We start from the raw sequence: 24,858 nt of genomic DNA, 5'->3' as shown, positions 1-24,858 counted from the left end.
CTCAAATGACCACCAACGCAACGAAACACAGATAAATATTCTCCTGCGCCGGGCCTATGATGTTTGTAGGACAAGATTTCCATAACACGTGGAATGACGGTCAGCTCACTACAAGAAATTCACAAGATCGAGCGTAGAAGCCATGAACCAAGCGTATGAACCGCTGCGCCTGCACGTCCCTGAACCCTCGGGCCGTCCCGGCTGTAAAACCGACTTCTCCTACCTGCATCTGACCGATGCCGGCACGGTGCGCAAACCCCCAATCGACGTTGAACCCGCCGACACGGCCGATCTGGCCCGCGGCCTGATTCGCGTGCTCGACGATCAGGGCAATGCCCTGGGCCCGTGGGCCGAAGGCGTACCGGTAGAGATCCTGCGTAAAGGCATGCGCGCCATGCTCAAGACGCGGATCTACGACAACCGCATGGTGGTCGCCCAGCGTCAGAAAAAAATGTCGTTCTACATGCAAAGCCTTGGCGAAGAAGCCATCGGCAGCGCCCAGGCCCTGGCCTTGAACATCGACGACATGTGCTTTCCGACCTATCGCCAGCAAAGCATCCTGATGGCACGTGAAGTGCCACTGGTGGACCTGATCTGCCAGTTGCTGTCCAACGAGCGCGATCCGCTCAAGGGCCGTCAGTTGCCGATCATGTACTCGGTCAAGGAAGCCGGTTTCTTCACCATTTCCGGCAACCTCGCCACCCAATTCGTCCAGGCTGTCGGCTGGGGCATGGCCTCGGCGATCAAGGGTGATACCAAAATCGCCTCGGCCTGGATCGGCGACGGCGCCACTGCCGAGTCGGACTTCCACACCGCCCTGACCTTCGCCCACGTGTACCGCGCGCCGGTGATCCTCAACGTGGTCAACAACCAATGGGCCATCTCCACCTTCCAGGCAATTGCCGGTGGTGAAGCCACTACATTCGCCGGTCGTGGCGTCGGTTGCGGCATCGCCTCCCTGCGCGTCGACGGTAACGATTTCTACGCGGTCTACGCCGCTTCCGCCTGGGCCGCCGAGCGCGCCCGCCGCAACCTTGGCCCGACCATGATCGAATGGGTCACCTACCGCGCCGGCCCGCACTCGACCTCCGATGATCCGTCCAAATACCGTCCTGCCGACGACTGGAGCCACTTCCCGTTGGGCGACCCGATTGCGCGCCTGAAGCAGCACCTGGTGAAAATCGGTCACTGGTCCGAAGAGGAACACGTCGCCGTCAGCGCCGAACTGGAAGCAGAAGTCATCGCCGCGCAGAAAGAAGCCGAGCAGTACGGCACCCTAGCCGGCGGCCAGATTCCGAGCGCCGCGACCATGTTCGAAGACGTCTATAAAGAGATGCCGGAGCACTTGAAGCGCCAGCGTCAAGAGTTGGGGATCTGACATGAACGATCACAACAACAATATTCAACCGGAAACCGCCATGACCACGACCACCATGACCATGATCCAGGCCCTGCGCTCGGCCATGGATGTGATGCTTGAACGTGACGACAACGTCGTCGTGTTTGGTCAGGACGTTGGCTACTTCGGCGGCGTGTTCCGTTGCACCGAAGGCCTGCAGAACAAGTACGGCACCTCCCGCGTGTTCGACGCGCCGATCTCCGAAAGCGGCATCGTCGGCGTTGCCGTGGGCATGGGCGCCTACGGTTTGCGTCCGGTGGCCGAGATCCAGTTCGCCGACTACGTGTACCCGGCGTCGGACCAGATCATTTCCGAAGCCGCCCGCCTGCGTTATCGCTCGGCCGGCGAGTTCACCGCACCGATGACCCTGCGCATGCCTTGCGGCGGCGGCATCTACGGTGGCCAGACGCACAGCCAGAGTATCGAGGCGATGTTTACCCAAGTCTGCGGCTTGCGCACGGTGATGCCGTCCAACCCGTACGACGCCAAGGGCCTGCTGATCGCCTCCATCGAAAACGATGACCCGGTGATCTTCCTGGAGCCAAAACGCCTGTACAACGGCCCGTTCGATGGTCACCACGAACGTCCGGTCACGCCATGGTCGAAACACCCGGCCGCGCAAGTCCCGGACGGTTACTACACCGTGCCGCTGGACGTCGCCGCCATCACCCGTCCGGGCAAGGATGTGACCATCCTGACTTACGGCACCACCGTTTATGTGTCGCAAGTCGCCGCTGAAGAAAGCGGGATCGACGCTGAAGTCATCGACCTGCGCAGCCTGTGGCCGCTGGACCTGGAAACCATCACCAAGTCGGTGAAGAAAACCGGCCGCTGCGTGATCGTTCACGAAGCGACCCGCACCTGCGGTTTCGGTGCCGAACTGGCTGCCCTGGTGCAAGAGCACTGCTTCCACTACCTGGAAGCGCCGATCGAACGCGTCACCGGTTGGGACACCCCCTACCCGCACGCGCAAGAGTGGGCGTATTTCCCTGGTCCGTCCCGAGTGGGCGCGGCTTTGCATCGGGTTATGGAGGTCTGAATGGGCACGCACGTTATTAAAATGCCGGACATTGGTGAAGGCATTGCAGAAGTTGAACTGTCGGTATGGCACGTCAAAGTCGGCGACATGGTCGTCGAAGATCAGGTGCTGGCCGATGTCATGACCGACAAGGCGATGGTCGACATCCCTTCGCCGGTGCACGGCAAGGTGATTGCGCTGGGCGGCGTGCCCGGCGAAGTCATGGCGGTTGGCAGCATCCTGATCAGCATTGAAGTCGAAGGCGCGGGCAACGTTAAAGAGTCGGCCCAGCCTGTGGTTGCCGCCGCGAAAGAAGCGCCGGCACCCAAAGTCGAAGCTGTTGTGGCAACCAAGCCGGCTCCTGCCGCAGCGCCGCGAGCGGCCGTCTGCCAGGGCCCGATGGTGGCTCGCGAAGCCGACGAGCGTCCGCTGGCCTCCCCGGCCGTGCGCAAACATGCACTGGACCTCGGCATTCAATTGCGTCTGGTGCGTGGCACCGGCCCTGCCGGTCGCGTGCTGCACGAAGACCTGGACGCCTATCTGGCGCAAGGTCAGTCGAATGCAACGACTGCCACCGCCGCTTACGCCCAGCGTAACGACGAAGAACAGATCCCGGTGATCGGCATGCGCCGCAAGATCGCCCAGCGCATGCAGGACGCCACCCAGCGCGCCGCCCACTTCAGTTATGTCGAAGAAATCGACGTCACGGCCGTGGAAGAACTGCGTGCGCACCTGAACGAAAAACACGGTGCGACCCGTGGCAAGCTGACCCTGTTGCCATTTTTGGTCCGCGCCCTGGTTGTCGCCCTGCGCGACTTCCCGCAGATCAACGCCCGTTACGACGACGAAGCCCAGGTCATCACCCGCCTCGGCGCGGTGCATGTGGGCATCGCCACTCAAGCCGACATCGGTTTGATGGTGCCCGTGGTGCGTCACGCCGAAGCCCGCAGCCTGTGGGACAACGCCGCCGAAATCTCCCGCTTGGCCAACGCCGCGCGTAACGGCAAGGCCAGCCGCGATGAATTGTCCGGCTCGAGCATCACCCTGACCAGCCTCGGCGCATTGGGCGGGATCGTCAGCACCCCGGTGCTGAACCTGCCGGAAGTGGCGATCGTCGGCGTCAACAAAATCGTCGAACGCCCGATGGTGGTCAAAGGCCAGATCGTGATCCGCAAGATGATGAACCTCTCCAGCTCCTTCGATCACCGCGTGGTCGATGGCATGGACGCGGCGCAATTCATCCAGGCCGTTCGTGGCTTGCTCGAACAACCCGCTACCTTGTTTGTGGAGTAAGGCATGCAGATTTTGAACACCACGCTGCTGATCATCGGCGGCGGTCCTGGCGGTTATGTGACGGCGATCCGTGCCGGTCAGTTGGGCATCTCGACCATTCTGGTGGAAGGCGAATCGTTGGGCGGTACCTGCCTGAACATCGGCTGCATTCCGTCGAAGGCGCTGATCCACGTTGCCGAGCAGTTCCACCAGACGCAGCACCACAGCCGGCACTCTGCGCTGGGCATCAGCGTGTCGGCGCCGACCCTCGATATCAGCAAAAGCGTCGAGTGGAAGGACGGCATCGTTGATCGCCTGACCACTGGCGTTTCGGCGCTGCTGAAAAAGAACAAAATTCAGGTTATTCAAGGTTTTGCGAAAGTTATCGATGGTAAAACCGTAGAAGTCGGCGACACGCGAATTCAGTGCGAGCACCTGGTGCTGGCCACCGGTTCGAAAAGCGTGAACCTGCCGATGCTGCCGATTGGCGGGCCGATCATCTCCTCCACCGAAGCCTTGGCACCCACATCGGTACCGAAACGGCTGGTCGTGGTGGGTGGCGGTTACATCGGTCTGGAACTGGGGATTGCCTATCGCAAGCTCGGCGCCGACGTCAGCGTGGTCGAGGCGCAGGATCGCATCCTGCCGGCCTACGACGCTGAACTGACCCAGCCTGTTCATGATGAATTGAAAAAACTCGGCGTGAAGCTTTACTTGAAGCATAGCGTCCAAGGCTTTGATTCCAATAACAATACATTGCAGGTTCTCGAACCGAACGGCGAAACCCTGAACCTTGAAACCGATCAGGTACTGGTCGCCGTTGGCCGCAAACCCAACACCCAGGGCTGGAACCTCGAAGCGCTGAATCTGGACATGAACGGCTCGGCGATCAAGATCGACAACCGTTGCCAGACCAGCATGCGCAACGTCTACGCCATCGGCGACCTCAGCGGTGAACCGATGCTTGCGCACCGGGCCATGGCTCAGGGCGAGATGGTGGCCGAGCTGATCAGCGGTAAAACCCGCGAGTTCAACCCGACCGCTATCGCTGCCGTGTGCTTCACCGACCCGGAACTGGTGGTGGTCGGCAAGACCCCGGACGAGGTCAAGGCCGCGGGCCTGGACTGCATCGTTTCAAGCTTCCCGTTCGCAGCCAATGGCCGGGCGATGACGCTGGAATCGAAAAGTGGCTTCGTGCGAGTGGTCGCTCGTCGGGACAATCACGTGATTGTTGGCTGGCAGGCCGTTGGCGTGGGTGTTTCGGAATTGTCGACCGCGTTTGGCCAAAGCCTGGAAATGGGCGCCCGACTGGAAGACATCGCCGGCACCATCCATGCGCATCCGACCTTGGGCGAAGCCGTCCAGGAAGCGGCGTTGCGTGCGTTGGGGCATGCGTTGCACCTGTAATTCAGAACAATGGATGGCGGCAGAGATGGCCCCATCGCTAGCAGGCTAGCTCCCACTTTGGAATGCGTTCTCCTGTGGGAGCTAGCCTGCTAGCGATTTCTTGAGGCCAACACAATTTATCTGTCTGTCATCCGATAGTCCGGGCTGCGATTTAGGCCCGGAATGAAGTATTGTTGTCCCCATCCAAAAAACGTCAGAAGCCTTGAACCGTTTCGACGGTTGTTAAGTGATAGAGGGTGTCATGGGTAACGAAAGCATCAATTGGGACAAGCTGGGTTTTGATTACATCAAGACAGACAAGCGCTATCTGTCGCACTGGCGTAATGGCGAGTGGGACAAAGGCACCCTGACCGAAGACAATGTGCTGCACATCAGCGAAGGCTCGACTGCCCTTCACTATGGCCAGCAATGCTTCGAAGGCCTGAAGGCCTACCGTTGCAAGGACGGTTCGATCAACCTGTTCCGCCCGGACCAGAACGCCGCCCGCATGCAGCGCAGCTGCGCCCGCCTGCTGATGCCGCATGTGTCGACCGAGCAGTTCATCGAAGCGTGCAAGGAAGTGGTCCGCGCCAACGAGCGTTTCATCCCGCCTTACGGCACCGGCGGCGCGCTGTACCTGCGCCCGTTCGTGATCGGCGTGGGTGACAACATCGGCGTGCGTACCGCACCCGAGTTCATCTTCTCGATCTTCTGCATCCCGGTTGGCGCTTACTTCAAAGGTGGCCTGACCCCGCACAACTTCCTGATCTCCAGCTACGACCGTGCCGCCCCACAAGGCACCGGCGCAGCCAAGGTCGGTGGCAACTACGCCGCCAGCCTGATGCCTGGCTCCCAGGCCAAGAAGGCGCATTTTGCCGACTGCATCTACCTGGACCCGATGACCCACACCAAAATCGAAGAAGTCGGTTCGGCCAACTTCTTCGGGATCACCCAAGACAACAAGTTCGTCACCCCGAACTCGCCGTCGGTGCTGCCGGGCATCACCCGTCTGTCGTTGATCGAGCTGGCCAAGACACGTCTGGGCCTGGAAGTGGTTGAAGGTGACGTGTTCATCGACAAGCTGTCCGACTTCAAGGAAGCCGGCGCTTGCGGTACGGCTGCCGTGATCACCCCGATCGGCGGTATCAGCTACAACGACCACCTGCACGTGTTCCACAGCGAAACCGAGGTCGGCCCGGTCACCCAGAAGCTCTACAAAGAGCTGACCGGCGTGCAAACCGGTGAGATCGAAGCGCCAGCAGGCTGGATCGTCAAGGTTTGACCTGACCTCTGCTGCATCCAAGCCCCCCATCGTCTTGGCGATGGGGGGCTTTTTTATGAGCCAGACATTCCATTCGCCTCAGAACTGTAGGAGCCGGCTTGCTGGCGATGGTCGTTAACGATAACGCTTACTGACTGGTTCACCGCGGTGCACTGGAGTCCATCGCCAGCAAGCCGGCTCCTACAGGTTCTGTGTTTCCCGAGAGTCCGTGTCAGAAACTCCGTTTGCCAGTGTGAGTCGCTTGCCCACCCTGCCCTCGATACCGCTGACCTGACCGGCCTGGGTGATCAATCCCGGAATCAGCTCGCCGACGGGCAGATTTTGCTTCAGGTCAAACCGGGCGCCGATTTCCTTGCGGCCCAACGCGGTCAACGTCAGCGCCCGGCTGTCCAGATCCTGCGTCACCCATTTGCGCTTGATCGCCGTTTGCAGCAACGCCGCGCCCAACGAACCACCCAGATGCGGTCGGCGCATGCTCCAGTCCAGGCACGGGCAGGCAAACCGTCGGCGCTGCGTGGTCAGGTCGTTGACTTCAATGCCCAGCCCTTCGAACAACGCCTCGCCGCTGTCACTCAACCGATAAGCCTGTTCATCGGTTTCCAGCAACCAGCCTTTTTCCAGCAGCCGGTCATGCAGCAACACCGCCAGCGTGCCGGCCATGTGGTCGTAGCACGTGCGGGCAAATTGCAGGCGGTCCGGAGTGCGTGGGTTGAACGTCGGCGCGGTGTTCTGGCCGATCACCATCAACGCTTCCAGCGCCTGGGCCACGCGTTTGTCCGCGAGGCTGTAATAGCGATGGCGCCCCTGGACGTGCAGACGCAGCAGCGCCAGTTCCTTGAGTTTGGCCAGATGCGCGCTGGCAGTGGAAGCGCTGACTTCGGCAATCGCCGCCAACTCGGTGCTGGTGCGGGCGTGGCCGTCCATCAAAGAACACAACATTTTGGTCCGGGCCGGTTCGGCAATGGCCGCCGCCACCTGTGAAACACCGAGGTCGTGAAGTTCTGCGTTCATATTTCGCTCCCGGACGAATCAAGCCCCTTTCGGACTGGAGATAGTAGCAACACTTTTCCCACCACGAACAAGGCTGCGACCCATGGACCCGATCATCGCTGCGACTCATGCCGATCCTTATCCTTATTACGCGCAACTGCGCGCTCAAGGCGGACTGGTTTTTCACCAGGGACTGAAACTGTGGGTGGCCAGTAGCGCCAAAGCGGTGGCGGCGGTGCTGGCGCATCCTGACTGTCACGTGCGGCCGACTCACGAATCAGTGCCCAAGGCCATTGCCAGTGGCATGGCCGGCAAGGTCTTCAGTCAGTTGATGCGGATGAACGAGGGCGAACGCCAGCGTTGCCCAAGATCGGCGATCCAGCCGGGACTGGCGCTTATTGACGGGGAGGAAGTTAATGCGTTGGTCGGTGCGCGGTTGCTCAGCCCCGACGCCGAAGGGCTGCACAAGGCAATGTTTCTTGGCCCGGTGTGCGTAGTGGCGGCGTTGCTGGGTTTTTCGCCCGCACAGTCTCGGGTGATCAGCGAGCTGACCGGGGATTTCGTCGCGTGCCTGTCGCCCCTCAGCGCTCAGGCACACCTGGACGCTGCCCATGCGGCGGCGGAACAGTTGCGCGGTTATTTCATTGAGTTACTGGACGACCCGGACAATCAAAGCGCCCTTCTTGCCGGTATCCGCCAGCGGTTTTCGGCAACCTCCGACGACAGCGAAGCCCTGATTGCCAACCTCATCGGCCTGTTCTCCCAAACCTATGAAGCCACCGCCGGGCTGATCGGCAATGCGTTACTGGCGTTGATTCGACATCCGCAGTGGCTGAACGATTCGATCGACATTGACGACCTGTTAGCCGAAGTCCAGCGCTTCGATCCGCCGGTACAGAACACCCGTCGCTTCGTCGCCGCATCCTGTGAAATCGAGGGTATGAACTTCAATGCGGGCGATGTGATCCTGGTGATGCTGGCGTCGGCCAATCGCGATCCGCAGTTCAATGAGCAGCCTGATGCATTCATGCTTGAACGCCCGCAGCGACGCAGTTTCACCTTCGGTGCCGGTCGTCATCAATGCCCGGGGCAGGTGCTGGCCATGAGTATCGCCAGCGCCACGCTGAGGCAGATTCTGGCCTTGAAGCCCGCGCTGGAGCACTTGACCTGGCGCTACCGCCCTTCCTTGAATGGCCGAATCCCGCTGTTCTCGTGAAGAGCATGCCGGCGCATTTGTTACATCAGGTTAAGGGTGTAATGACTGGCAATGCGTTTATCGCGAGTGACTTTCTCCCTAGAGTCACTCTGATAAACGTCAGCGAGGCGCCATCGATGCAAACCCAACTGGACAAAGCCCTGAGCGCATTTGCGCGAGCAGACCTTCTGCAAGGCCCCACGCCCATTCAACGAGCCGAACGCCTCGAACAGCTGTTGGGCCTGGGCGCGCGGGGAATTCGCCTGTTTCTCAAGCGCGACGATCACATGTTGCTGGGTGGTGGCGGCAACAAACTGCGCAAACTCGAATTCCATATCGGTTCGGCGCAGCAGGCCGGCATTGATACGGTCATTACCGTCGGCGGCGTGCAGTCCAACCATGCGCGCCTGACCGCCGCAGCCTGCGCACGCCTGGGCATCGCCTGCGAATTGATCCTGACGCGCTCGGTCCCCAAGACTGATGTGGATTACGAACTCAACGGCAATGTGCTGCTCGACCAATTGTTTGGCGCGCAACTGCAAGTGCTGGCGGGAGGCACCGACTCGCTCGCCCGGGCCGAGGCTCGCGCGGCGCAACTTCGGGACGCGGGGCACAAGGTGCTGGTGATTCCCATGGGCGGTTCAACGCCCCTCGGCAGTCTCGGTTATGCGCGTTGCGCCGCAGAAATCACGCAGCAGGAGACGGCACTCGGCCTGGTCTTCAATCAGGTCGTGGTGCCCAACGGCAGCGCCGGCACCCACGCCGGGCTCGCGGCAGGCTTCCAGTTGCTGGACCGAGGGGCCTCGATGGTCAAGTCTTATTCGGTGTTGTCGGATCGAGAAACGTCAGCGACCAGAACCCTGAAATTGACCCAGGAGACGCTGGCATTACTCGGCGGCAATACCAGCGTACGACCCGAAGAGATCGTCGTTGACGGCAGTCAGTTGGGCGAAGGTTACGGTCTACCTACTGAAGCCATGCAAGACGCCGTGCGGCTGATGGCTCGCGCCGAAGGCTTGTTGATCGACCCGGTGTACTCCGGCAAGGCGTTTGCCGGGTTGGTGGCGGATCTCAAGCAAGAACGTTTTCGCACCGGGGACAACGTGCTGTTTGTGATGACGGGCGGGACACCGGGGTTGTATGCGTACCGGGAGATGTTTCAGGGTTAGCCCCAATTCGCCGAACGCCTGATCGACCGCGTTATCGTTCATCGCCGGCAAGCCGGCTCCTACAACGCCCTTTGTAGGAGCCGGCTTGCCGGCGATGGCGGCATGACAACCAACATCGTTTTCGCGCGAACATCTAAGAACAAAACACCCAGCACCATTGCCAACAACTACGTCCGTTCAGGAAAGATCAATTGAGTCAATCTTGTAACAACAGGCATGTTTTCAGATCCGTCCTACAGCCAGGCATAGCCTTCACGAGATAACGTCCGCATCGCTTTCAAAGGATGTAACAAGGACGCTCATGTCTCGCAAAACAGACATTCCACGGATTCAAAACCCACCCTCAGGGGACGGACATCACGTCACCAGCCGGTATATGACCGCAACCGAACTGGCGGAGCGGGATGCCAGACAAAAATCTTATGACGACATGATGGCCCGCCAGCAGGCTTACGAAGATCGTATTGTCAGGCAACCTCTGCAGGAAAATCGACCCACTAAGGGTTGCGTGTTCACCAAAAGCTGCAACCTCCCGTACGGAGTAATCGACCACGACAACCCAGCGGGGTTTGTTCCTGTCGAGAAACTGGCTGACTACGGAAACTTCTCTCTTCTGGGTGGTCGCGAAAGGGACGCGGCAGGAAACATTCCTCTCAAAAAAATCAGCGGTAGTGCGTTACCTGGCTCTCTTGGAACGCTTCTCTTGGGCGGGGCTGGAACGGCTGGTTTCGGGACCACAGTTGCCGGTGGTACAGGGGTAATAACTGCTGGTGTTGCTGCCGGCGCGTTAGCGGGCGTCGTTGCACTGCTCTGGCCGTCCAGTCTTGGGGACAGTTCCCTATACTCAGAGGAACAGCTCAAGACACTCAAGGAAGGTCGTACACGTGTCCGCCTGCATGTAGAACAACAGGCCGATGGAATTTTAAAGGGCTATGGGTACAACACCCAGAAGCGCAGCGACTGGGAAATGATTCCCGTCGTGCAGTTCGTGGCTCAAGGCTCTCAACAGGTGGCTGACTTTGGCAACGGGACAACGCTGATATGGACACCTGCCGTAGACCCGTCCAGCAATTCGGGAATCCCACCGCTGGAAGGTGCTCCACAAGTCCCGCACATCTGGATTTATCCGCCTACGCCAGCCGCAGACAGCATCATCGTTAATCCGATCTACCCGCCTGAGTATAAGGATTTCATTCTTGTATTCCCGGCTGATTCTGGCATCAAGCCTCTTTACATCGTCTTAACCCTGGAGTTCGATGCAGCCAGTTACCATGGAAAAACGGATACCCCAGTGAAAAGCAAGGGACCCGCCAATGGACAGGAAGCGCTCGACAACTCAGTGCAGGTAAAACCTACATCGGCACGTCGGATTGGTGTTGATCCAGAAACCAAAGAATTTGTCGTCTTTGATCGTACGGGAGGGGACATTTACCACGGCCATGTCAGGCCTTGGGATAAACTCCATCAAGATATGAAAAATGCTCTGATCAAGGCTAAAAAAGCCGACAACAAAGGAAATATTCTGGGGGTTGAAAGGTGAGTCTTCTCTATCAAGATCCATCAATGAGCCACGACGAAGCGGTCAGTCTTCTTGATACCGGCTTAGAAACAAGTATTGTCACCGCGCTGATTTCCATTGGCTTGAATGAGCAGGATAGATTTTGGGCCCAGACCATTTGCTTGAAATATCTCGACAGTGGCAGCGAGCGAGTCGTGGCATCGGCTATCACGTCGCTCGGTCATATAGCCCGCAGACACGGAACATTGGATATGAACGCAGTGCTTCCCGCCCTCGATACTGCGAAAACAAAATTCCCGGCACTTGAAGCGACCGTTGCTGACACGCTAGATGATATTGAAACTTTCATCTGACTCGCTAAATAAAAACCGGAAATCCTCCCAGCAGAACATAAAACCTGCCATCACCTCTAATCTGGATGACAGGTTTGTGTTTTCAGGCCACAACCAACAAATCAATCATCCCGCGTCAAAACTTCCAGCAATTCAATCTCGAAAATCAGGTTCGAGTTCGGCGGAATCGCCCCCATCGTGCGCTCGCCATAGCCCAAATGCGCCGGCACCAGCAATTTGCGCTTGCCACCGACCTGCATCCCCATGATCCCCTGATCCCAGCCCTTGATCACGCGTCCGGTGCCGATCACGCACTGGAAAGGTTTGCCCCGGCTGTAGGAAGAATCGAACTCGGTTCCGTCTTCCAGCCAGCCACGATACTGGGTGGTGATCAGCGCACCTTTGACGGCAGCTTTGCCGTCGCCCGCTTCAAGATCGATTACCTGCAGTTCATCATTCATCATGTTCACTCTATTGTTCACTCGCCCAATTGGACGTAACGGCGCCGTTTTCCCAGAAACGTGCGCGATTGGCAACCCATACGGCCTGTTTCTGCCACTAAGCGTGAACTAAGATATGCAGCACCGACCATAGGAATCAAAACGCCATGACGGCAACCTCTGCATGATTCATGTCTGGACCGGCGCAGCCATTTGCGCGTTGCTGCTTGCCTTGATTATCGCGCTGATCTGTCGCGAGCGTTCGCTGCGAAAGCAGCTCGACGAATATCGCGTGCTCATCACCCACCTGTCCGAACGACAAAACATCCATCAGGACAGCGACGCCGAACGCTTCAAACGCAGCCAGTATTTCGCCCGAATCGGCACCTGGGACTGGGATGTCGACACCGATCGGCTCTACTGGTCGGACGCGATTTACGGCATGTTCGGCTTCAAGATCGGCGAAGTGACGCCCTCCTACGCCTTGTTTTGCGCCTGCGTGCATCCCGACGACCGGGTCAGGGTGCGGGCCGGTGAGCTGCGTTGCCTGGAAACCGGCGAGAACCATGACGAGGAATACCGGGTCATCTGGCCCGACGGCACCATCCGCTGGTTGCGCGAGACCGGCAACGTGGTGAAAAACAACCACGATGAAACGATCAAGATGATGGGCGTGGTCCGCGACATCACCGAGGAAAAAGCCTCCGCCAGTTACCTGCAGCACCTGGCCCATTTCGACCCGTTGACCGGCCTGCCCAACCGGCTGGTGCTCGAAGAGCGTTTGTCCGAGGCGCTGGAACAAGCCCGTATCACCGCCACCCGAGTAGCACTGGTGTTCGTCGACCTCAATGGTTTCAAGGCCATCAACGACCGTTACGGCCATGCCGCCGGCGACCGCGTACTCGTCACCACCGCCACGCGCCTGAAGCGAATCCTGCGCTCAACCGACACCGTCGCCCGCATCGGTGGCGACGAATTCGTGGTCATCCTCCAGGGCCTGCCGCAAGGCGGCAGTTTGCAAGACGAAGCCCGCAACATCTGCCAGAAAATCTTCGTCGAACTCTCACCACCCGTGACCATCGGCAACGACCAGCGCCACATCGGCACCAGCCTGGGCGTCGCGGTGTTCCCCGATCATGCGCCGAGCATGGACCGGTTGATTCATATTGCAGACCTGGCGATGTATGAAGCCAAGCGCAGCGGGAATAATCAGTATCGGTTGGGCACCGAGCCCCCGGTGCGGGTTCACAGCGAATAGGGTTTGACGCTCCACTGGCCGACATGAAGCTGCACGATCAACCTGACTTGGCCGAAAGCAGTCAAGCCTTGGGTTTTCCGTTAACATCCTGCGCAAAATCTCCTTCCGTGAACAAGGACATCACACCATGAGCACTAACAGCATCGTCTTGCTGGTCATTTTGGCCGTTCTGGTTCTAGGCATTCTGTACCTCATCGGGCTCTTCAATAGCCTGGTCGCCCGCCGCAATGAAATAGCAAATGCCTTCGCGCAGGTTGAGGTGCAACTCAAGCGCCGCTATGACCTGATCCCCAATCTGGTAGCAACCGCCAAAGGTTATCTGACCCATGAGCGCGAGACGCTCGAGGCCGTCATCGCCGCGCGCAACAACGCACTGGCCGGGCTCAAGGCCGCCCAGGCTCAACCGGGCGACGCACGAAATATTGCGCAACTGAGTCTGGCCGATGGTGTTCTCAGCAGCGCCATGGGGCGACTGAATGTAACCCTGGAAGCCTACCCGGAACTCCAGGCTTTGCAGGCCATGCAGCAACTCAGTGAAGAAATCAGCAGCACTGAAAACAAAGTGACTTTCGCGCGCCAAGTGTTCAACGACGCGGTGCTGACCTACAACAATCTCAAACAAAGCTTCCCCGCCGTGCTACTGGCCGCTCGCTTCGGCCATGCCGCCGATGCCACCCCGCTGGAATTCCCCGACACCGCGTCTATTCAACAAGCACCTCAGGTTTCCTTCTAAAACGCTTTGCCCACGGATGGTCCGATGAATTTTTTTGAGCAACAGCGCCAGGCCAGACACCGAACGGCGCTGCTCGTCCTGTTGATGATCCTGTCGGTGCTAAGCCTGATCACCATAACCTGCCTCGCATTCAGTCTTGACCATGCGAATGACGGCAGCCGCAGATTGACCCTCAACTGGCAAGCCGTCGGGGTTGTGGCGCCGTTAATCATCGGCGTTGTTCTGCTGGGCAGTCTGGTCAAGTACGCAGAGCTCCGGGCCGGCGGCAAGGTCATCGCAGAAAAACTGGGCGGACGTCTGATCAATCACGGCGGGCGAACGCTCGAAGAGCAACGTCTGATCAACATCGTCGAGGAAATGGCGCTTGCCTCAGGCATCGCTGTGCCGACGGTTTATCTGTTACCGGATGAGGGCATCAACGCCTTCGCGGCCGGGTTTACCCCCGAAGATGCAGTGATCGGCGTGACGCAGGGTGCGATATCGCTGCTCACGCGAGAAGAGCTGCAAGGCGTGATTGCCCATGAGTTCAGCCATATCTACAACGGGGACATGCGTCTCAACATGCACATGCTGGCAATCATTAGCGGACTGCTGGTGCTCGGACTGGCGGGCAGCCTGATATTGGTCAAAGCGAGTCAGAGCAACCACCGTGACCAACGACTGAAACTGGCGGGTGTACTGATCGGCATTTTTTTGTGTATAGCCGGATTCGCCGGGAGTTTTTTTGGCAGTCTGATCAAGGCCGCCGTCAGTCGGCAACGTGAATTTCTGGCCGATGCCACAGCGGTGCAGTACACCCGAAATCCGCAAAGCATTGCCGGCGCACTGAAAAAAATTGGCGGTCATGCACAAGGTTCGCACATCAAGGCCGCCAGGGCGGGTGAGTTCAGTCACCTGTATTTCAATACTGGCGTGTCGTCGGCAATGGATCGTTTATTTGCAACCCATCCTGATTTGAGTGAGCGAATCCGGCGGATCGATGCGCAATGGGACGGCACTTTTCCTCACGTTGAGATCCCTCGTTCTCAACTAAAAAGGACCTGAATAAACATTGGGGGTTTCTGTTCATCGGCTTTGTTGCAGGTGAAGTACGCAACAACGCGCCATCCATACAATCATTGCAGGCCTGGCTTGCGCCCGTCGTCTCAGCCTTTATCCTTGTACCCCCCGCCGTACCGAGTTCTGGAGTTTCCCCATGCCCCATGAAGGCAACCTGTTGCAAGCCGCTGTCGTGTTCCTGTTCGCGGCGGTGCTCACCGTTCCTTTAGCCAAGCGCCTGCAACTCGGGGCGGTGCTGGGTTATCTGTTTGCCGGGGTGATCATCGGGCCGTCGGTACTGGGGCTGATCGGCAACCCGCAAAGCGTCAGTCATATTTCCGAGCTCGGCGTGGTGTTGCTGCTGTTTATCATCGGCCTGGAGCTGTCGCCGCGACGCTTGTGGGTGATGCGCAAATCGGTGTTTGGCGTCGGTCTGGCGCAGGTGCTGCTGACCGGATCGGTGATTGGCGTGGTGGCGCTGTTCGTGTTTGGCCAGCCGTTGAACAGCGCGATTGTTCTGGGGCTGGGCCTGGCACTGTCCTCCACGGCCTTCGGCCTGCAAAGCCTGGCCGAACGCAAGGAATTGACCAGCCCCCACGGGCGCCTGGCATTCGCGATTCTGCTGTTCCAGGACATCGCAGCGATCCCGCTGATCGCCATGGTGCCGTTGCTGGCGGGCGGTGATCACACCACCACCGCGACCGAGGATTTGAACCACGGCTTGCGCGTTTTGGGCAGCATCGCCGTGGTGGTGATCGGCGGCCGGTATCTGCTGCGACCGGTGTTCCGTGTGGTCGCCCGCACCGGTCTGCCGGAGGTTTCCACCGCTACTGCGTTGCTGGTGGTGATCGGCACGGCGTGGCTGATGGATCTGGTCGGCGTATCGATGGCACTGGGCGCGTTCCTCGCCGGTTTGCTGCTGGCGGATTCCGAATACCGCCACGAACTGGAAGCGCAGATCGAACCGTTCAAAGGCCTGCTGCTGGGGCTGTTTTTCATCAGCGTCGGCATGGGCGCGAATCTCAGCCTGCTGCTCAGCGCGCCGATCACGGTGCTGGGCCTGACCCTGCTGCTGATCGCCATCAAGCTGCCGCTGCTTTTTGTCGTGGGGCGGCTGGCTGGCGGTTTGGGCAAGGTCAGTGCGATTCGCCTCGGCATCGTACTGGCGGCGGGCGGTGAGTTTGCGTTTGTGGTGTTCAAGATCGGTCGCGACCAGGGTTTGTTCGAACCGCGCCTGTACGATCTGCTGGTGCTGACCATCACCCTGTCCATGGCGGTGACGCCGTTGTTGTTGCTGATCTGCGCGCGACTGGTCAGCCCCAAGGTGCAGCCGGTGGTGGTGCCGGAGAAATTCCGCGAGATCGACACCGACGAGCCGCGTGTGGTGATTGCCGGCATGGGCCGGATGGGGCAGATCGTCGCCCGTATCCTGCGCGCGCAGAACATCAAGTTCGTCGCCCTCGACACCTCGGTGGAAACCATCGAACTGTCGCGCAGCTTTGGCGGCGTGCCGGTGTTCTACGGCGACCCGATGCGCCCGGAAATCCTCAGCGCGGCCAAGGTCGAGCAGGCGGAATATTTCATCATCGCCACCGACGACCCGGACACCAACATCAAGACCGCCGAGGTCGTGCACCGGCTGTATCCGCACATCAAGATCATCGCCCGCGCCCGTAACCGTCAGCATGTGCACCGGTTGGTGGACCTGGGGGCCGAGGCGATTCGGGAAACCTATTATTCGAGCCTGGAAATGAGCCGGCGCACGCTGGTGGGATTGGGCCTGACCCAGGCGCAGGCCGATGCGCGGATCAAGCGTTTCCAGCATCACGACGAGCAAGTGCTGGAAGCGCAGCATGCGGTGTATGACGATGCGGCGAAGGTGTTGCAGACCGCGCAGGAAGCCAGGGCAGAACTGGCGAAGCTGTTTGAGTCGGATCAGCTGGAAGAGCAATCCGCGAAGGGTTGAGGTGAATGTGAGGGCCTCACCGCGATGAGGCCCTCAAACTCAACGAACAATCACCCGCCGATCCGCGCCAGGAACACCCGCGTCACCCGCCGCTCTTCAACCGCCATCACCGTCATGCGCCAGCCTTCCCACTCATGGCTGTCGCCAATCATCGGCAGTCGATCAAGCATGCTCATCACCAGTCCCGCCAAGGTCTGATAGTCCTCGGTCGGTTCTACGGCGAACCCGGTCCGCTGGCGAACCCGCATCAGGTTCAACGCACCATTGACCCTGAACCCGCCCGGCTCTTCCACCACGTCCGGCCCCTCGATTTCGCTGGCGTCGGGCAACTCACCGGCAATCGATTCGAGAATGTCGGTCATGGTCAGCACGCCAACGAAGTCACCGAACTCATTGACCACAAAGGCGATGTGCGTCGAGGCCTGGCGCATCTGTTCCAAGGCATTGAGGATCGAATAACTGTCCAGCAAGTTGATGGTCTTGCGCGCCAGATGCTCAAGGTCCGGCTCGTTGCCGGCCAGGTATTCCTTGAGCAATTCCTTCTTGTGCACGAAGCCCAGCGGCTCATCCACCGCACCGTCGCGTATCAACGGCAGGCGCGAGTAGGACGAATGCATCAGCCGTGTACGAATGGCTTCTGCATCGTCGGACAGGTCGATGTGATCGACGTCGGCGCGGACCGTCATCAACGTGCGAATCGGGCGTTCGGCCAGTTGCAGCACGCCGCTGATCATCACCCGCTCACGACGGTCGAACAGCTCTTCGCTCGGCGCCTCGCCGTTGTCGAGCATGTCGGCAATCTCTTCGCCGACCTCTTCCACCGCCAGTTTGCGCCCCCCCAGCAAACGCAAAACCGCATGGGCCGTGCGCTCGCGCATCGGTCGCAGGCCCTGCATGGACTTTTTGCGGCGCGCCCGGGCGATCTGGTTGAACAACTCGATCAGGATCGAGAAACCAATGGCCGCGTACAGGTAGCCCTTCGGAATATGGAAGCCCAGGCCTTCAGCGGTCAGCGCGAAGCCGATCATCATCAGGAAACCCAGGCACAGCATGATCACCGTCGGGTGTGCGTTGACGAAACGGGTCAGCGGCTTGCTGGCGACAATCATCAGGCCGATGGAGATGATCACCGCGATCATCATGACCGCCAGCTCATCGACCATGCCCACGGCGGTAATCACCGCGTCGAGGGAGAACACCGCGTCGAGCACCACGATCTGCGCGACGATCGGCCAGAACAGCGCGTAAGCCGTGTTGGACGAGCGCTGGCCGACATGGCCTTCAAGTCGCTCGTGCAATTCCATCGTCGCTTTGAACAACAGGAACACACCACCGAACAACATGATCAGGTCACGGCCGGAGAAACTGTGCTCGAACACCTCGAACAGCGGCTGGGTCAGGGTCACCAGCCAGGAAATACTCGCCAGCAGGCCCAGGCGCATCAGCAAGGCCAGGGACAAACCGATGATTCGTGCACGATCACGCTGCTCGGGCGGCAGTTTGTCCGCCAGGATCGCGATAAACACCAGGTTATCGATGCCGAGCACCAGCTCCAGTACGATCAACGTCAACAGGCCCAGCCACGCGGTGGGGTCAGCTATCCATTCCATAAAAACGTCTCGATCTCTTCAGTGAATTCAGAATGCCGGGCACGGCAAGGCGCGGCGCAGAGGCCGTGGAGCTGCAATGACAAGGGTGTTCGGAAGGCGAAAGACCGGGTGTTTCGCGTGTATCAGGCGCGCACGATGGCGCTGAAGGGAAGGATAACTGGGGGGCTCCGAGAGGGTGTTCATGCAAGTCCTGAAAGGAAAAAGGCCTTGGAGCGTACAGGTGAAAGCGACTTTTCCTACAGCCAGAAATCATTACAAAATCTGTAACCAGCAGCAGATTCTGTGTTTTTGAAGCCGCCTTCGTCGGAATGCCGCCCAGACCAAGCCCGCTCCCACACTTGACCGTGTTCTATCAAATAATGGAGATCAAATGTGGGAGCGGGCTTGCTCGCGAAGCTTTTGCTCTTAGCGATGTTTGACCTGCTCGATATACCTGACAACCGCCGCCGATTTCTCAAACCGCCGATACACCAACGACAACCACGAGCTCGCCTCACACCCTTTGATCGACCGGTAAACCACACCGGGCAACCCGACGTGCCCGACCACCGACTCCGGCACCACCGCCACGCCCTGCCCCAGCGACACCAGCGCCAGTACCGCCACCAGCCCTCCGGGTTGCGCCCCGAGTTTCGGCGCAAACCCACCCTCGGCGGCGACTTGCAAGGTGCCGCTGATCTGCTCCGGCAGGATGAACGTCTCGCCCTGCAAATGCTCCGGGCCAATCTCGCTCAAACGGCACAGCCACGACTCGCTCGACAGCGCCAGCACAAAACCTTCCGCGTCGAGGCGAATGGCTTCCAGCCCCTCGGGCAACGTCATGGGCGAACGCACATAACCGATATCGAACCGGCCTTCGAGGACCATCGCCGGCAAGCTCGCCATCGGGCTTTCGCGCACGTTGAGGCTGACGTCCGGGCATTCGCGGCTGAACGCCTGCACCTGCTTTTGCAGCAGGCCCGAGTACACCGCAGAGGCCACGTAACCCAACTCGATATGACCGATATCCCCTCGCCCGGCGCGCTGGGCGTTGCGTTGGGCGTACTCGAATTGCCGCACCGTCGCCTCGGCTTCAATCAGCAGTGCGGCGCCGGCTTCGGTCAGGCTGACTTCACGGGTCTGGCGCACGAACAGTCGCGTGCCGAGTTCGTTCTCCATGTCCTGGATCTGTCGAGTCAGGGTCGGCGGTGCGATACCGAGTTGTTCGGCAGCACGCGTGAAGTTGCCTTGCCGGGCAACGGCCAGAAAGTAGCGGAAATGCCGTATGTCCATGGACGCATTAGCTCAAAGGTAATGAAGTGCCGGTTTTCGGCTAACGAAGCGCACAAGCGGTCGCGATAAGCTCATTCGGCAATCACAGTAGAGAGCCCACAGCATGTACGTCAAACCCCTTTTCGCCGTTACAGAAAGCAGCCTTGTGCAAAAGGCAATCCGCTCATGAGCCGCGTCAATCCGCGCCTCACATTGCTGACCGCCTCTGGCGTGTGTTCGTTGATCGTCCTCGATACCAACATCGTCGCCGTCACCCTGCCGACGATTGCCCGGGACCTGGGTGCCAATTTTGCCGACATCGAATGGGTGGTCAGCGCCTACATGCTCGCCTTTGCCGCCCTGTTGCTGCCGGCGGGCAGCATCGCCGACCGCTTCGGCCGGCAGAAAACCCTGCTCTGTGGCCTGGGCATTTTCATTCTGGCGTCCATCGGTTGCGGTGCTGCGCCCAACGCGTTGTTCCTCGACATCGCACGGGCGATCAAGGGGGTCGGCGCGGCGTTGCTGCTGACCTCGGCCCTGGCCTCTATCGGCCATACGTTTCACGATGAAGTGGAACGGGCCAAGGCCTGGGCGTTCTGGGGCGCGTGCATGGGCGTGGCGATGACCGCCGCGCCGACCGTCGGCGGCTTGATCACTGAATTCATTGGCTGGCGCTGGATCTTCTACCTCAATTTACCGGTGGGCCTGTTTCTGATGGTCATGGTCTGGCGTGCGGTGCCGGAATCCCGCGACCCTCAATCCGCACGCCTCGATCCGTGGGGCAGCCTGGCGTTCAGTGGCAGTTTGCTGTGCCTGATCTGGGGTCTGATCGAGGCCAACCGGATCGGCTGGAACAACCCGATCACTTACGCCCGACTGATCGGCGGCGCGCTGTTACTGGGGTTGTTCGTCGTGATCGAGCGGATGCAGCGGCGGCCGATGGTCGACCTGCAATTGTTCAAACATCCGCGCTTCATTGGCGCGCTGCTGGGGATGTTTGCCTACGCCGGTTGCGCGCAGGTGATGATGACGTTGCTGCCGTTTTATCTGCAAAACGGCCTGGGTTTCTCGGCCATCGCCTCGGGACTGGGCATGTTGCCGTTTGCCCTGACCATGTTGATTTGCCCGCGTATCGGCGTGCGCCTGGCCAGTCGATTTGCCCCGGCCACGTTGATGGCGACCGGTTTGACCCTGGTCGGCAGCGGCAATCTGCTCAGTGCCTGGGCGGTCAGCAGCGGCGGTTACCTGCCTTTTGCCCTGGCGATTGCCGTCACCGGCGCGGGGGCCGGGCTGCTCAACGGCGACACGCAGAAAAACATCATGGCCTGCGTGCCCAGGGAACGCACCGGGATGGCCTCGGGCATGAGCACCACCATGCGTTTCAGTGCGATCGTGCTGGCGATCGGCGTATACGGCGCGTTGCTGTCCAGCCATGCCGAACAGTTGTTGCGCGCAGATTTGTCGCCACAAGGCGCGCAATGGCTCGCCCAGACCCAGGGCATCGCGTCGCGGGTGGTGGCCGGTGACATGCCGGCAGCGCTGGACCTGTTGCCGGAAGCCGCACGCAGCGTGGTCGAACCGTTGGCCCGACAGGCGTTCGTCGGCGGCTTCAGTCTCTTGTTGTTGGTCGCCGGGTTACTCGCATTGCTGGGGGCGCTGGTGGTGGGTACGCTGATGCGCAATCCGATTCCCGCCCCATCGGCTGCCGCCATCAGCGCGAAGGCTTGAAGGGCGCCAGAGCCAATTCACCAATTTCCATCCCGGTCTCGTTTTCCTGCTTGACATTAAAGTTAGCTTTAAGCTTAGCCTCTATTCTCCACTGATGAGGAGTCAAGCATGTCGCCCTTCCAAGCGTTGAATTTGCCCAACGGCCAGACAATCGGCAATCGCATTGCCAAAGCGGCGATGGAAGAGAACCTTGCCAACACCGGGCAGGCGCCGTCCGATGCACTGTTTCGCTTGTACCAGGCCTGGGCCAGGGGCGAAACCGGGTTGTTGCTGACGGGCAATGTGATGATCGACCGCCGCGCCATGACCGGCCCCGGCGGCGTGGTGCTGGAAGATGAACGCGACATGGAACGCTTTCGCCAATGGGCAACGATTGGCCGCTCCGGTGGCGCGCAATTCTGGATGCAGCTCAATCATCCGGGGCGCCAGACCATGGCCAACCTCGGCCAGCAAGCGTGGGCGCCCTCGGCGGTGGCGCTGGATCTCGGTTCATTTTCCAAGATGTTTGCCGAACCCAAACCGATGTCCGAGGGCGATATCGCCGAGGTAATCACGCGCTTCGCCACCAGCGCTGCCCTCGCCGAAAAGGCCGGTTTCACCGGCGTGCAGATTCATGCGGCACACGGTTACCTGATCAGCCAGTTCCTGTCGCCATTGACCAATCGCCGCACCGACCGCTGGGGCGGATCGCTGGAGAATCGCGCACGCTTGTTGCTCGACGTGATCAGCGCCGTTCGCCAGGCCGTATCACCGAAGTTTTGCGTCTCGGTAAAACTCAACTCGGCCGACTTCCAGCGCGGTGGCTTCGACGCCGACGATGCCCGCCAAGTGATCCAGTGGCTCAACGAGCAACCGATCGATTTGCTTGAGTTGTCGGGCGGCAGCTACGAAGCACCGGCCATGCAGGGCGAGGCACGCGATGGCCGGACCCTGGCGCGGGAAGCGTACTTTCTGGAAATGGCCGGCGAATTGGCGAGCGTGGCGCGCATGCCGGTGATGGTGACCGGCGGGATTCGGCGTTTGGCGATCGTCGAACAAGTGCTGGACAGCGGCATCGCCATGGCCGGTATCGGCACCGCGTTGGCCCTCGAACCGCAGTTGGTCAAACACTGGCGCGAAGGCCGAAACAGCCATCCGCAACTGCCGCCGATCCAGTGGAAACGCAAACCGTTGGCCTCGCTGGCGAGCATGGCTGTGGTGAAATTCCAGCTCCAGCGCCTGAGCCGTGGCCGCAAGCCCCGGCCGGAGGTGTCGGCAGTCTGGGCGCTGATCCTTGACCGTTTGTACATTGGCCGGCGTACGCGGCAGTACCGACAGGCGATGGGGAAGTAATCGGGGGGAAGTTCAAAGTTCCACTGACGCGGGGAGACCGTGTCGCCCCCATCGCCGGCAAGCCGGTCTCGCTCCCACATTTGGTCGGTGGCGTACACAAATCCCATGTGGGAGCGAGCCTGCTCGCGATGGGGCCATTGGATACACTGATTTACCGTCCGGAGAATCGCAGTCGCGACAGCTGCCGCAAATCCCCCGCCAGGTAATAATCATCAGTCCAGCTGTCATCCGCCCTCAACGGCTGCACCTGTTTGAGCGCAAGCTTCTTCGCGAAGTAGCGAAAGCGGTAATGCTCGTAGAACCGCAGCAACTCCAAACCATAACGATCAGCCAGATCGGTATCGCCGCGCACGATCAGATAGTTCTCGTCGTTGCCGTTACTGGCCGCAGCGCTGAGGTTGTGGCTGCCGCTGATGATCGTCGGCGCGTCGCTGGTGAAGTCGGTGACCACGGCTTTGGTGTGCACCAGCAGATTGCCCTTCTGGCCCTTCATGTTCTCTCGAAGCCAGCCCTCCAGCCCGGTGTTGAGCAGCGCAGTCGCGGCAAATTCGGCGCTGCGATCAGCGTGAAAACCGGTGATGCGGCTGGCGGTGTTTTGCAGGCCGTAACGCAAAATGTCGTCGTGGGGCTGGCCGAGCAGCGCGTTGAGAATGTCATCGGGCAAGGCGAACGCAGTGACAAACAGCACGTCCTTTTTCGCGGCGTTGATGATCTCGACAAACGCCCGCAAATCACCCTGCCCCGAACGCGGTGAGAACCCGGCGAACAACGGCTGCTGCGGGTCTATCGGGTTGTGTTGCGTGATCCATTGCCGGGTGGCGCCGACGTCGTCCGGTGTCGCCCAGACTTGCTCGAAGGTCTGCAGATAGCTGGCGCTGATGCGCGCGTCGTCCAGCACATGCACCACGTTGGCCTGTCGATAAACGCCATTGGGCGTGAAGTTGGTGCTGCCGCACAGCACCGCTTCAGGCTGAAGCTGCCCGGCGGCATCGACCCGGCTCAGCACCATGAATTTGTTGTGGAAGATGTTATGGGTGACACGCCCGCGCTTGTTCGCCGCCGGGATTTTTTCCAGGCTGGCCTGGTTGATGACGGTGTCGTCATCGTCGGGTTGTGCGTGATACAGCACGCGAACCTTCACACCCCGTTCGAACGCCGCGTTGACGGCATCGACGATCACCTGCAACTCGTACTCGTAAATGGCAATGTCCAGCGCCCACTGACCATCCACCGCCCGTTCGATAAACCCCAGCAGGCGCCCGAGCAAACCGTTTTCCAGCCACTGGCGCGGCGCATCGGGCCAGGCCTCGATGGGCAGGTTCTTGTTGGCGCTGATCAACGCGTCGAGGTCGGGAAACTTGCGCTGGAATGCCTGGCTGGCAGCCACCGCGCGGTTGAAAATCACACTCTGATTGTGCGGCAGGCCGTTGTCGGACGTGACAGTCACTTCGAGAAATTCGCCCAGCTGCGGTGCATCCGCGCTGCCATAGGCGAGGTGGATTCGGTAATGGATCGTCATCCCCGGATTGACCGCATAATCGGCCCAGCGAAATTTCTGCAGCGGCGCGAGGTCGCTCGGGGTGGCGTGAAACTGCGGGAACGTATGAGCCTTGCCGGGGAACGTCAGGCTATTGAACAGGAACAACCAGGGCTTGCTGCCTTGCTGTTTTTCGATGGCGAAACCCAGCAGGCCTTTGCGGCGGGATTCGGCCAGGTCCATGGCCAGCAGCACGCCGTTGGTGCCGGCGTAGGCTTTGACGCGGAAATCGTCCTGACTGTTTGTGGCTAGAACACGCATGCTTCACTCCTGTGAATGGCTGCTTTCAGAGCATAGGGCAGGGATGCCGGTAAGCCGTGATTATCCAAAACCAAATGGATGCCATCGCGAGCAGGCTCGCTCCCACATTAGATCTACAGTGAACACATTATTTGCGAACGAC

The 24,858-nt window shown here is 59.9% G+C and carries 20 protein-coding genes; 15 read left to right on the top strand and 5 right to left on the bottom strand.

Going from position 1 to position 24,858, the window contains the following annotated elements; translation table 11 throughout:
* The first annotated feature begins 142 nt into the window (after window positions 1-142).
* The 5 genes from J4E42_RS16040 to J4E42_RS16020 all read left to right on the top strand — a co-directional run bounded on the left by J4E42_RS16040 (window position 143) and on the right by J4E42_RS16020 (window position 6,357).
* Window positions 143-1,378 carry a 3-methyl-2-oxobutanoate dehydrogenase (2-methylpropanoyl-transferring) subunit alpha gene (locus tag J4E42_RS16040; protein ID WP_008034068.1) on the top strand — a complete coding sequence of 412 codons (1,236 nt, stop codon included), beginning with the start codon at window positions 143-145 and terminating at the stop codon, window positions 1,376-1,378.
* Window position 1,379: 1 nt separating this feature from the next.
* Entirely contained in the window at window positions 1,380-2,438 is a 1,059-nt protein-coding gene (locus J4E42_RS16035) for an alpha-ketoacid dehydrogenase subunit beta (RefSeq protein ID WP_008040031.1), read from the top strand.
* Window positions 2,439-3,710, top strand: coding sequence for a dihydrolipoamide acetyltransferase family protein (locus J4E42_RS16030; RefSeq protein WP_207285629.1), 1,272 nt, complete (start codon window positions 2,439-2,441; stop codon window positions 3,708-3,710).
* Between the two features lie 3 nt (window positions 3,711-3,713).
* Window positions 3,714-5,096, top strand: a complete 1,383-nt coding sequence (gene lpdA / locus J4E42_RS16025) for a dihydrolipoyl dehydrogenase (RefSeq protein ID WP_207285628.1) — start codon at window positions 3,714-3,716, stop codon at window positions 5,094-5,096.
* A 241-nt stretch (window positions 5,097-5,337) separates the two neighbouring features.
* Window positions 5,338-6,357 carry a branched-chain amino acid aminotransferase gene (locus J4E42_RS16020; RefSeq protein ID WP_207285627.1) on the top strand — a complete coding sequence of 340 codons (1,020 nt, stop codon included), beginning with the start codon at window positions 5,338-5,340 and terminating at the stop codon, window positions 6,355-6,357.
* A 180-nt stretch (window positions 6,358-6,537) separates the two neighbouring features.
* Here J4E42_RS16020 and J4E42_RS16015 read toward each other — a convergent pair whose 3' ends face one another.
* Window positions 6,538-7,368: a helix-turn-helix transcriptional regulator gene (locus tag J4E42_RS16015; protein ID WP_207285626.1), complete on the bottom strand. Its 831-nt coding sequence runs from the start codon at window positions 7,366-7,368 to the stop codon at window positions 6,538-6,540.
* An 82-nt stretch (window positions 7,369-7,450) separates the two neighbouring features.
* On the opposite strand from J4E42_RS16015, the gene J4E42_RS16010 reads away from it, so the two are divergent.
* From J4E42_RS16010 to J4E42_RS15995, 4 genes are all read left to right on the top strand, one after another.
* Window positions 7,451-8,563 carry a cytochrome P450 gene (locus J4E42_RS16010; protein WP_207285625.1) on the top strand — a complete coding sequence of 371 codons (1,113 nt, stop codon included), beginning with the start codon at window positions 7,451-7,453 and terminating at the stop codon, window positions 8,561-8,563.
* A gap of 116 nt (window positions 8,564-8,679) precedes the next feature.
* On the top strand, window positions 8,680-9,711 hold the full coding sequence (locus J4E42_RS16005) for a D-cysteine desulfhydrase family protein (RefSeq protein ID WP_207285624.1): 1,032 nt from the start codon (window positions 8,680-8,682) through the stop codon (window positions 9,709-9,711).
* A 301-nt stretch (window positions 9,712-10,012) separates the two neighbouring features.
* A complete protein-coding gene (locus J4E42_RS16000) occupies window positions 10,013-11,251 on the top strand; it encodes an S-type pyocin domain-containing protein (protein ID WP_008040039.1) in 1,239 nt (412 codons plus the stop codon).
* A 23-nt stretch (window positions 11,252-11,274) separates the two neighbouring features.
* On the top strand, window positions 11,275-11,583 hold the full coding sequence (locus J4E42_RS15995) for a hypothetical protein (RefSeq protein WP_219739876.1): 309 nt from the start codon (window positions 11,275-11,277) through the stop codon (window positions 11,581-11,583).
* A gap of 101 nt (window positions 11,584-11,684) precedes the next feature.
* On the opposite strand, the gene J4E42_RS15990 is transcribed toward J4E42_RS15995, so the two are convergent.
* A complete protein-coding gene (locus J4E42_RS15990; RefSeq protein WP_207285623.1) occupies window positions 11,685-12,023 on the bottom strand; it encodes an FKBP-type peptidyl-prolyl cis-trans isomerase in 339 nt (112 codons plus the stop codon).
* A gap of 163 nt (window positions 12,024-12,186) precedes the next feature.
* On the opposite strand from J4E42_RS15990, the gene J4E42_RS15985 reads away from it, so the two are divergent.
* From J4E42_RS15985 to J4E42_RS15970, 4 genes are all read left to right on the top strand, one after another.
* Entirely contained in the window at window positions 12,187-13,260 is a 1,074-nt protein-coding gene (locus J4E42_RS15985) for a sensor domain-containing diguanylate cyclase (protein WP_008040041.1), read from the top strand.
* Between the two features lie 127 nt (window positions 13,261-13,387).
* Window positions 13,388-13,993, top strand: a complete 606-nt coding sequence (locus tag J4E42_RS15980) for a LemA family protein (protein WP_207285622.1) — start codon at window positions 13,388-13,390, stop codon at window positions 13,991-13,993.
* A 24-nt stretch (window positions 13,994-14,017) separates the two neighbouring features.
* A complete protein-coding gene (locus tag J4E42_RS15975) occupies window positions 14,018-15,037 on the top strand; it encodes a M48 family metallopeptidase (RefSeq protein WP_207285621.1) in 1,020 nt (339 codons plus the stop codon).
* A 151-nt stretch (window positions 15,038-15,188) separates the two neighbouring features.
* A complete protein-coding gene (locus J4E42_RS15970) occupies window positions 15,189-16,997 on the top strand; it encodes a monovalent cation:proton antiporter-2 (CPA2) family protein (RefSeq protein ID WP_008040046.1) in 1,809 nt (602 codons plus the stop codon).
* A 50-nt stretch (window positions 16,998-17,047) separates the two neighbouring features.
* Here the strand turns inward: J4E42_RS15970 and J4E42_RS15965 are convergent, their stop codons facing one another.
* Both J4E42_RS15965 and J4E42_RS15960 read right to left on the bottom strand, forming a co-directional pair.
* Window positions 17,048-18,607 carry a TerC family protein gene (locus tag J4E42_RS15965; protein WP_207285620.1) on the bottom strand — a complete coding sequence of 520 codons (1,560 nt, stop codon included), beginning with the start codon at window positions 18,605-18,607 and terminating at the stop codon, window positions 17,048-17,050.
* Window positions 18,608-19,012: 405 nt separating this feature from the next.
* Window positions 19,013-19,879, bottom strand: coding sequence for a LysR family transcriptional regulator (locus tag J4E42_RS15960; protein ID WP_207285619.1), 867 nt, complete (start codon window positions 19,877-19,879; stop codon window positions 19,013-19,015).
* A 165-nt stretch (window positions 19,880-20,044) separates the two neighbouring features.
* Here J4E42_RS15960 and J4E42_RS15955 point away from each other — a divergent pair, with 165 nt between their 5' ends.
* On the top strand, window positions 20,045-21,586 hold the full coding sequence (locus J4E42_RS15955) for an MFS transporter (RefSeq protein WP_207285618.1): 1,542 nt from the start codon (window positions 20,045-20,047) through the stop codon (window positions 21,584-21,586).
* 108 nt (window positions 21,587-21,694) lie between these two features.
* On the top strand, window positions 21,695-22,918 hold the full coding sequence (locus tag J4E42_RS15950) for an NADH:flavin oxidoreductase/NADH oxidase family protein (RefSeq protein WP_207285617.1): 1,224 nt from the start codon (window positions 21,695-21,697) through the stop codon (window positions 22,916-22,918).
* 151 nt (window positions 22,919-23,069) lie between these two features.
* Here the strand turns inward: J4E42_RS15950 and J4E42_RS15945 are convergent, their stop codons facing one another.
* Window positions 23,070-24,716 (bottom strand): phospholipase D-like domain-containing protein, encoded by a 1,647-nt coding sequence (locus tag J4E42_RS15945; protein WP_207285616.1) that lies wholly within the window; start codon window positions 24,714-24,716, stop codon window positions 23,070-23,072.
* Between the last annotated feature and the right edge of the window lie 142 nt (window positions 24,717-24,858).

The sequence above is a fragment of the Pseudomonas sp. FW300-N2A2 genome (assembly GCF_017351735.1).
In the GTDB taxonomy this organism is placed as follows: Bacteria; Pseudomonadota; Gammaproteobacteria; order Pseudomonadales; family Pseudomonadaceae; genus Aquipseudomonas; species Aquipseudomonas migulae.
Note: the sequence above shows the minus strand (reverse complement) of the source record. Positions and strands in the feature narration are given on the sequence as shown.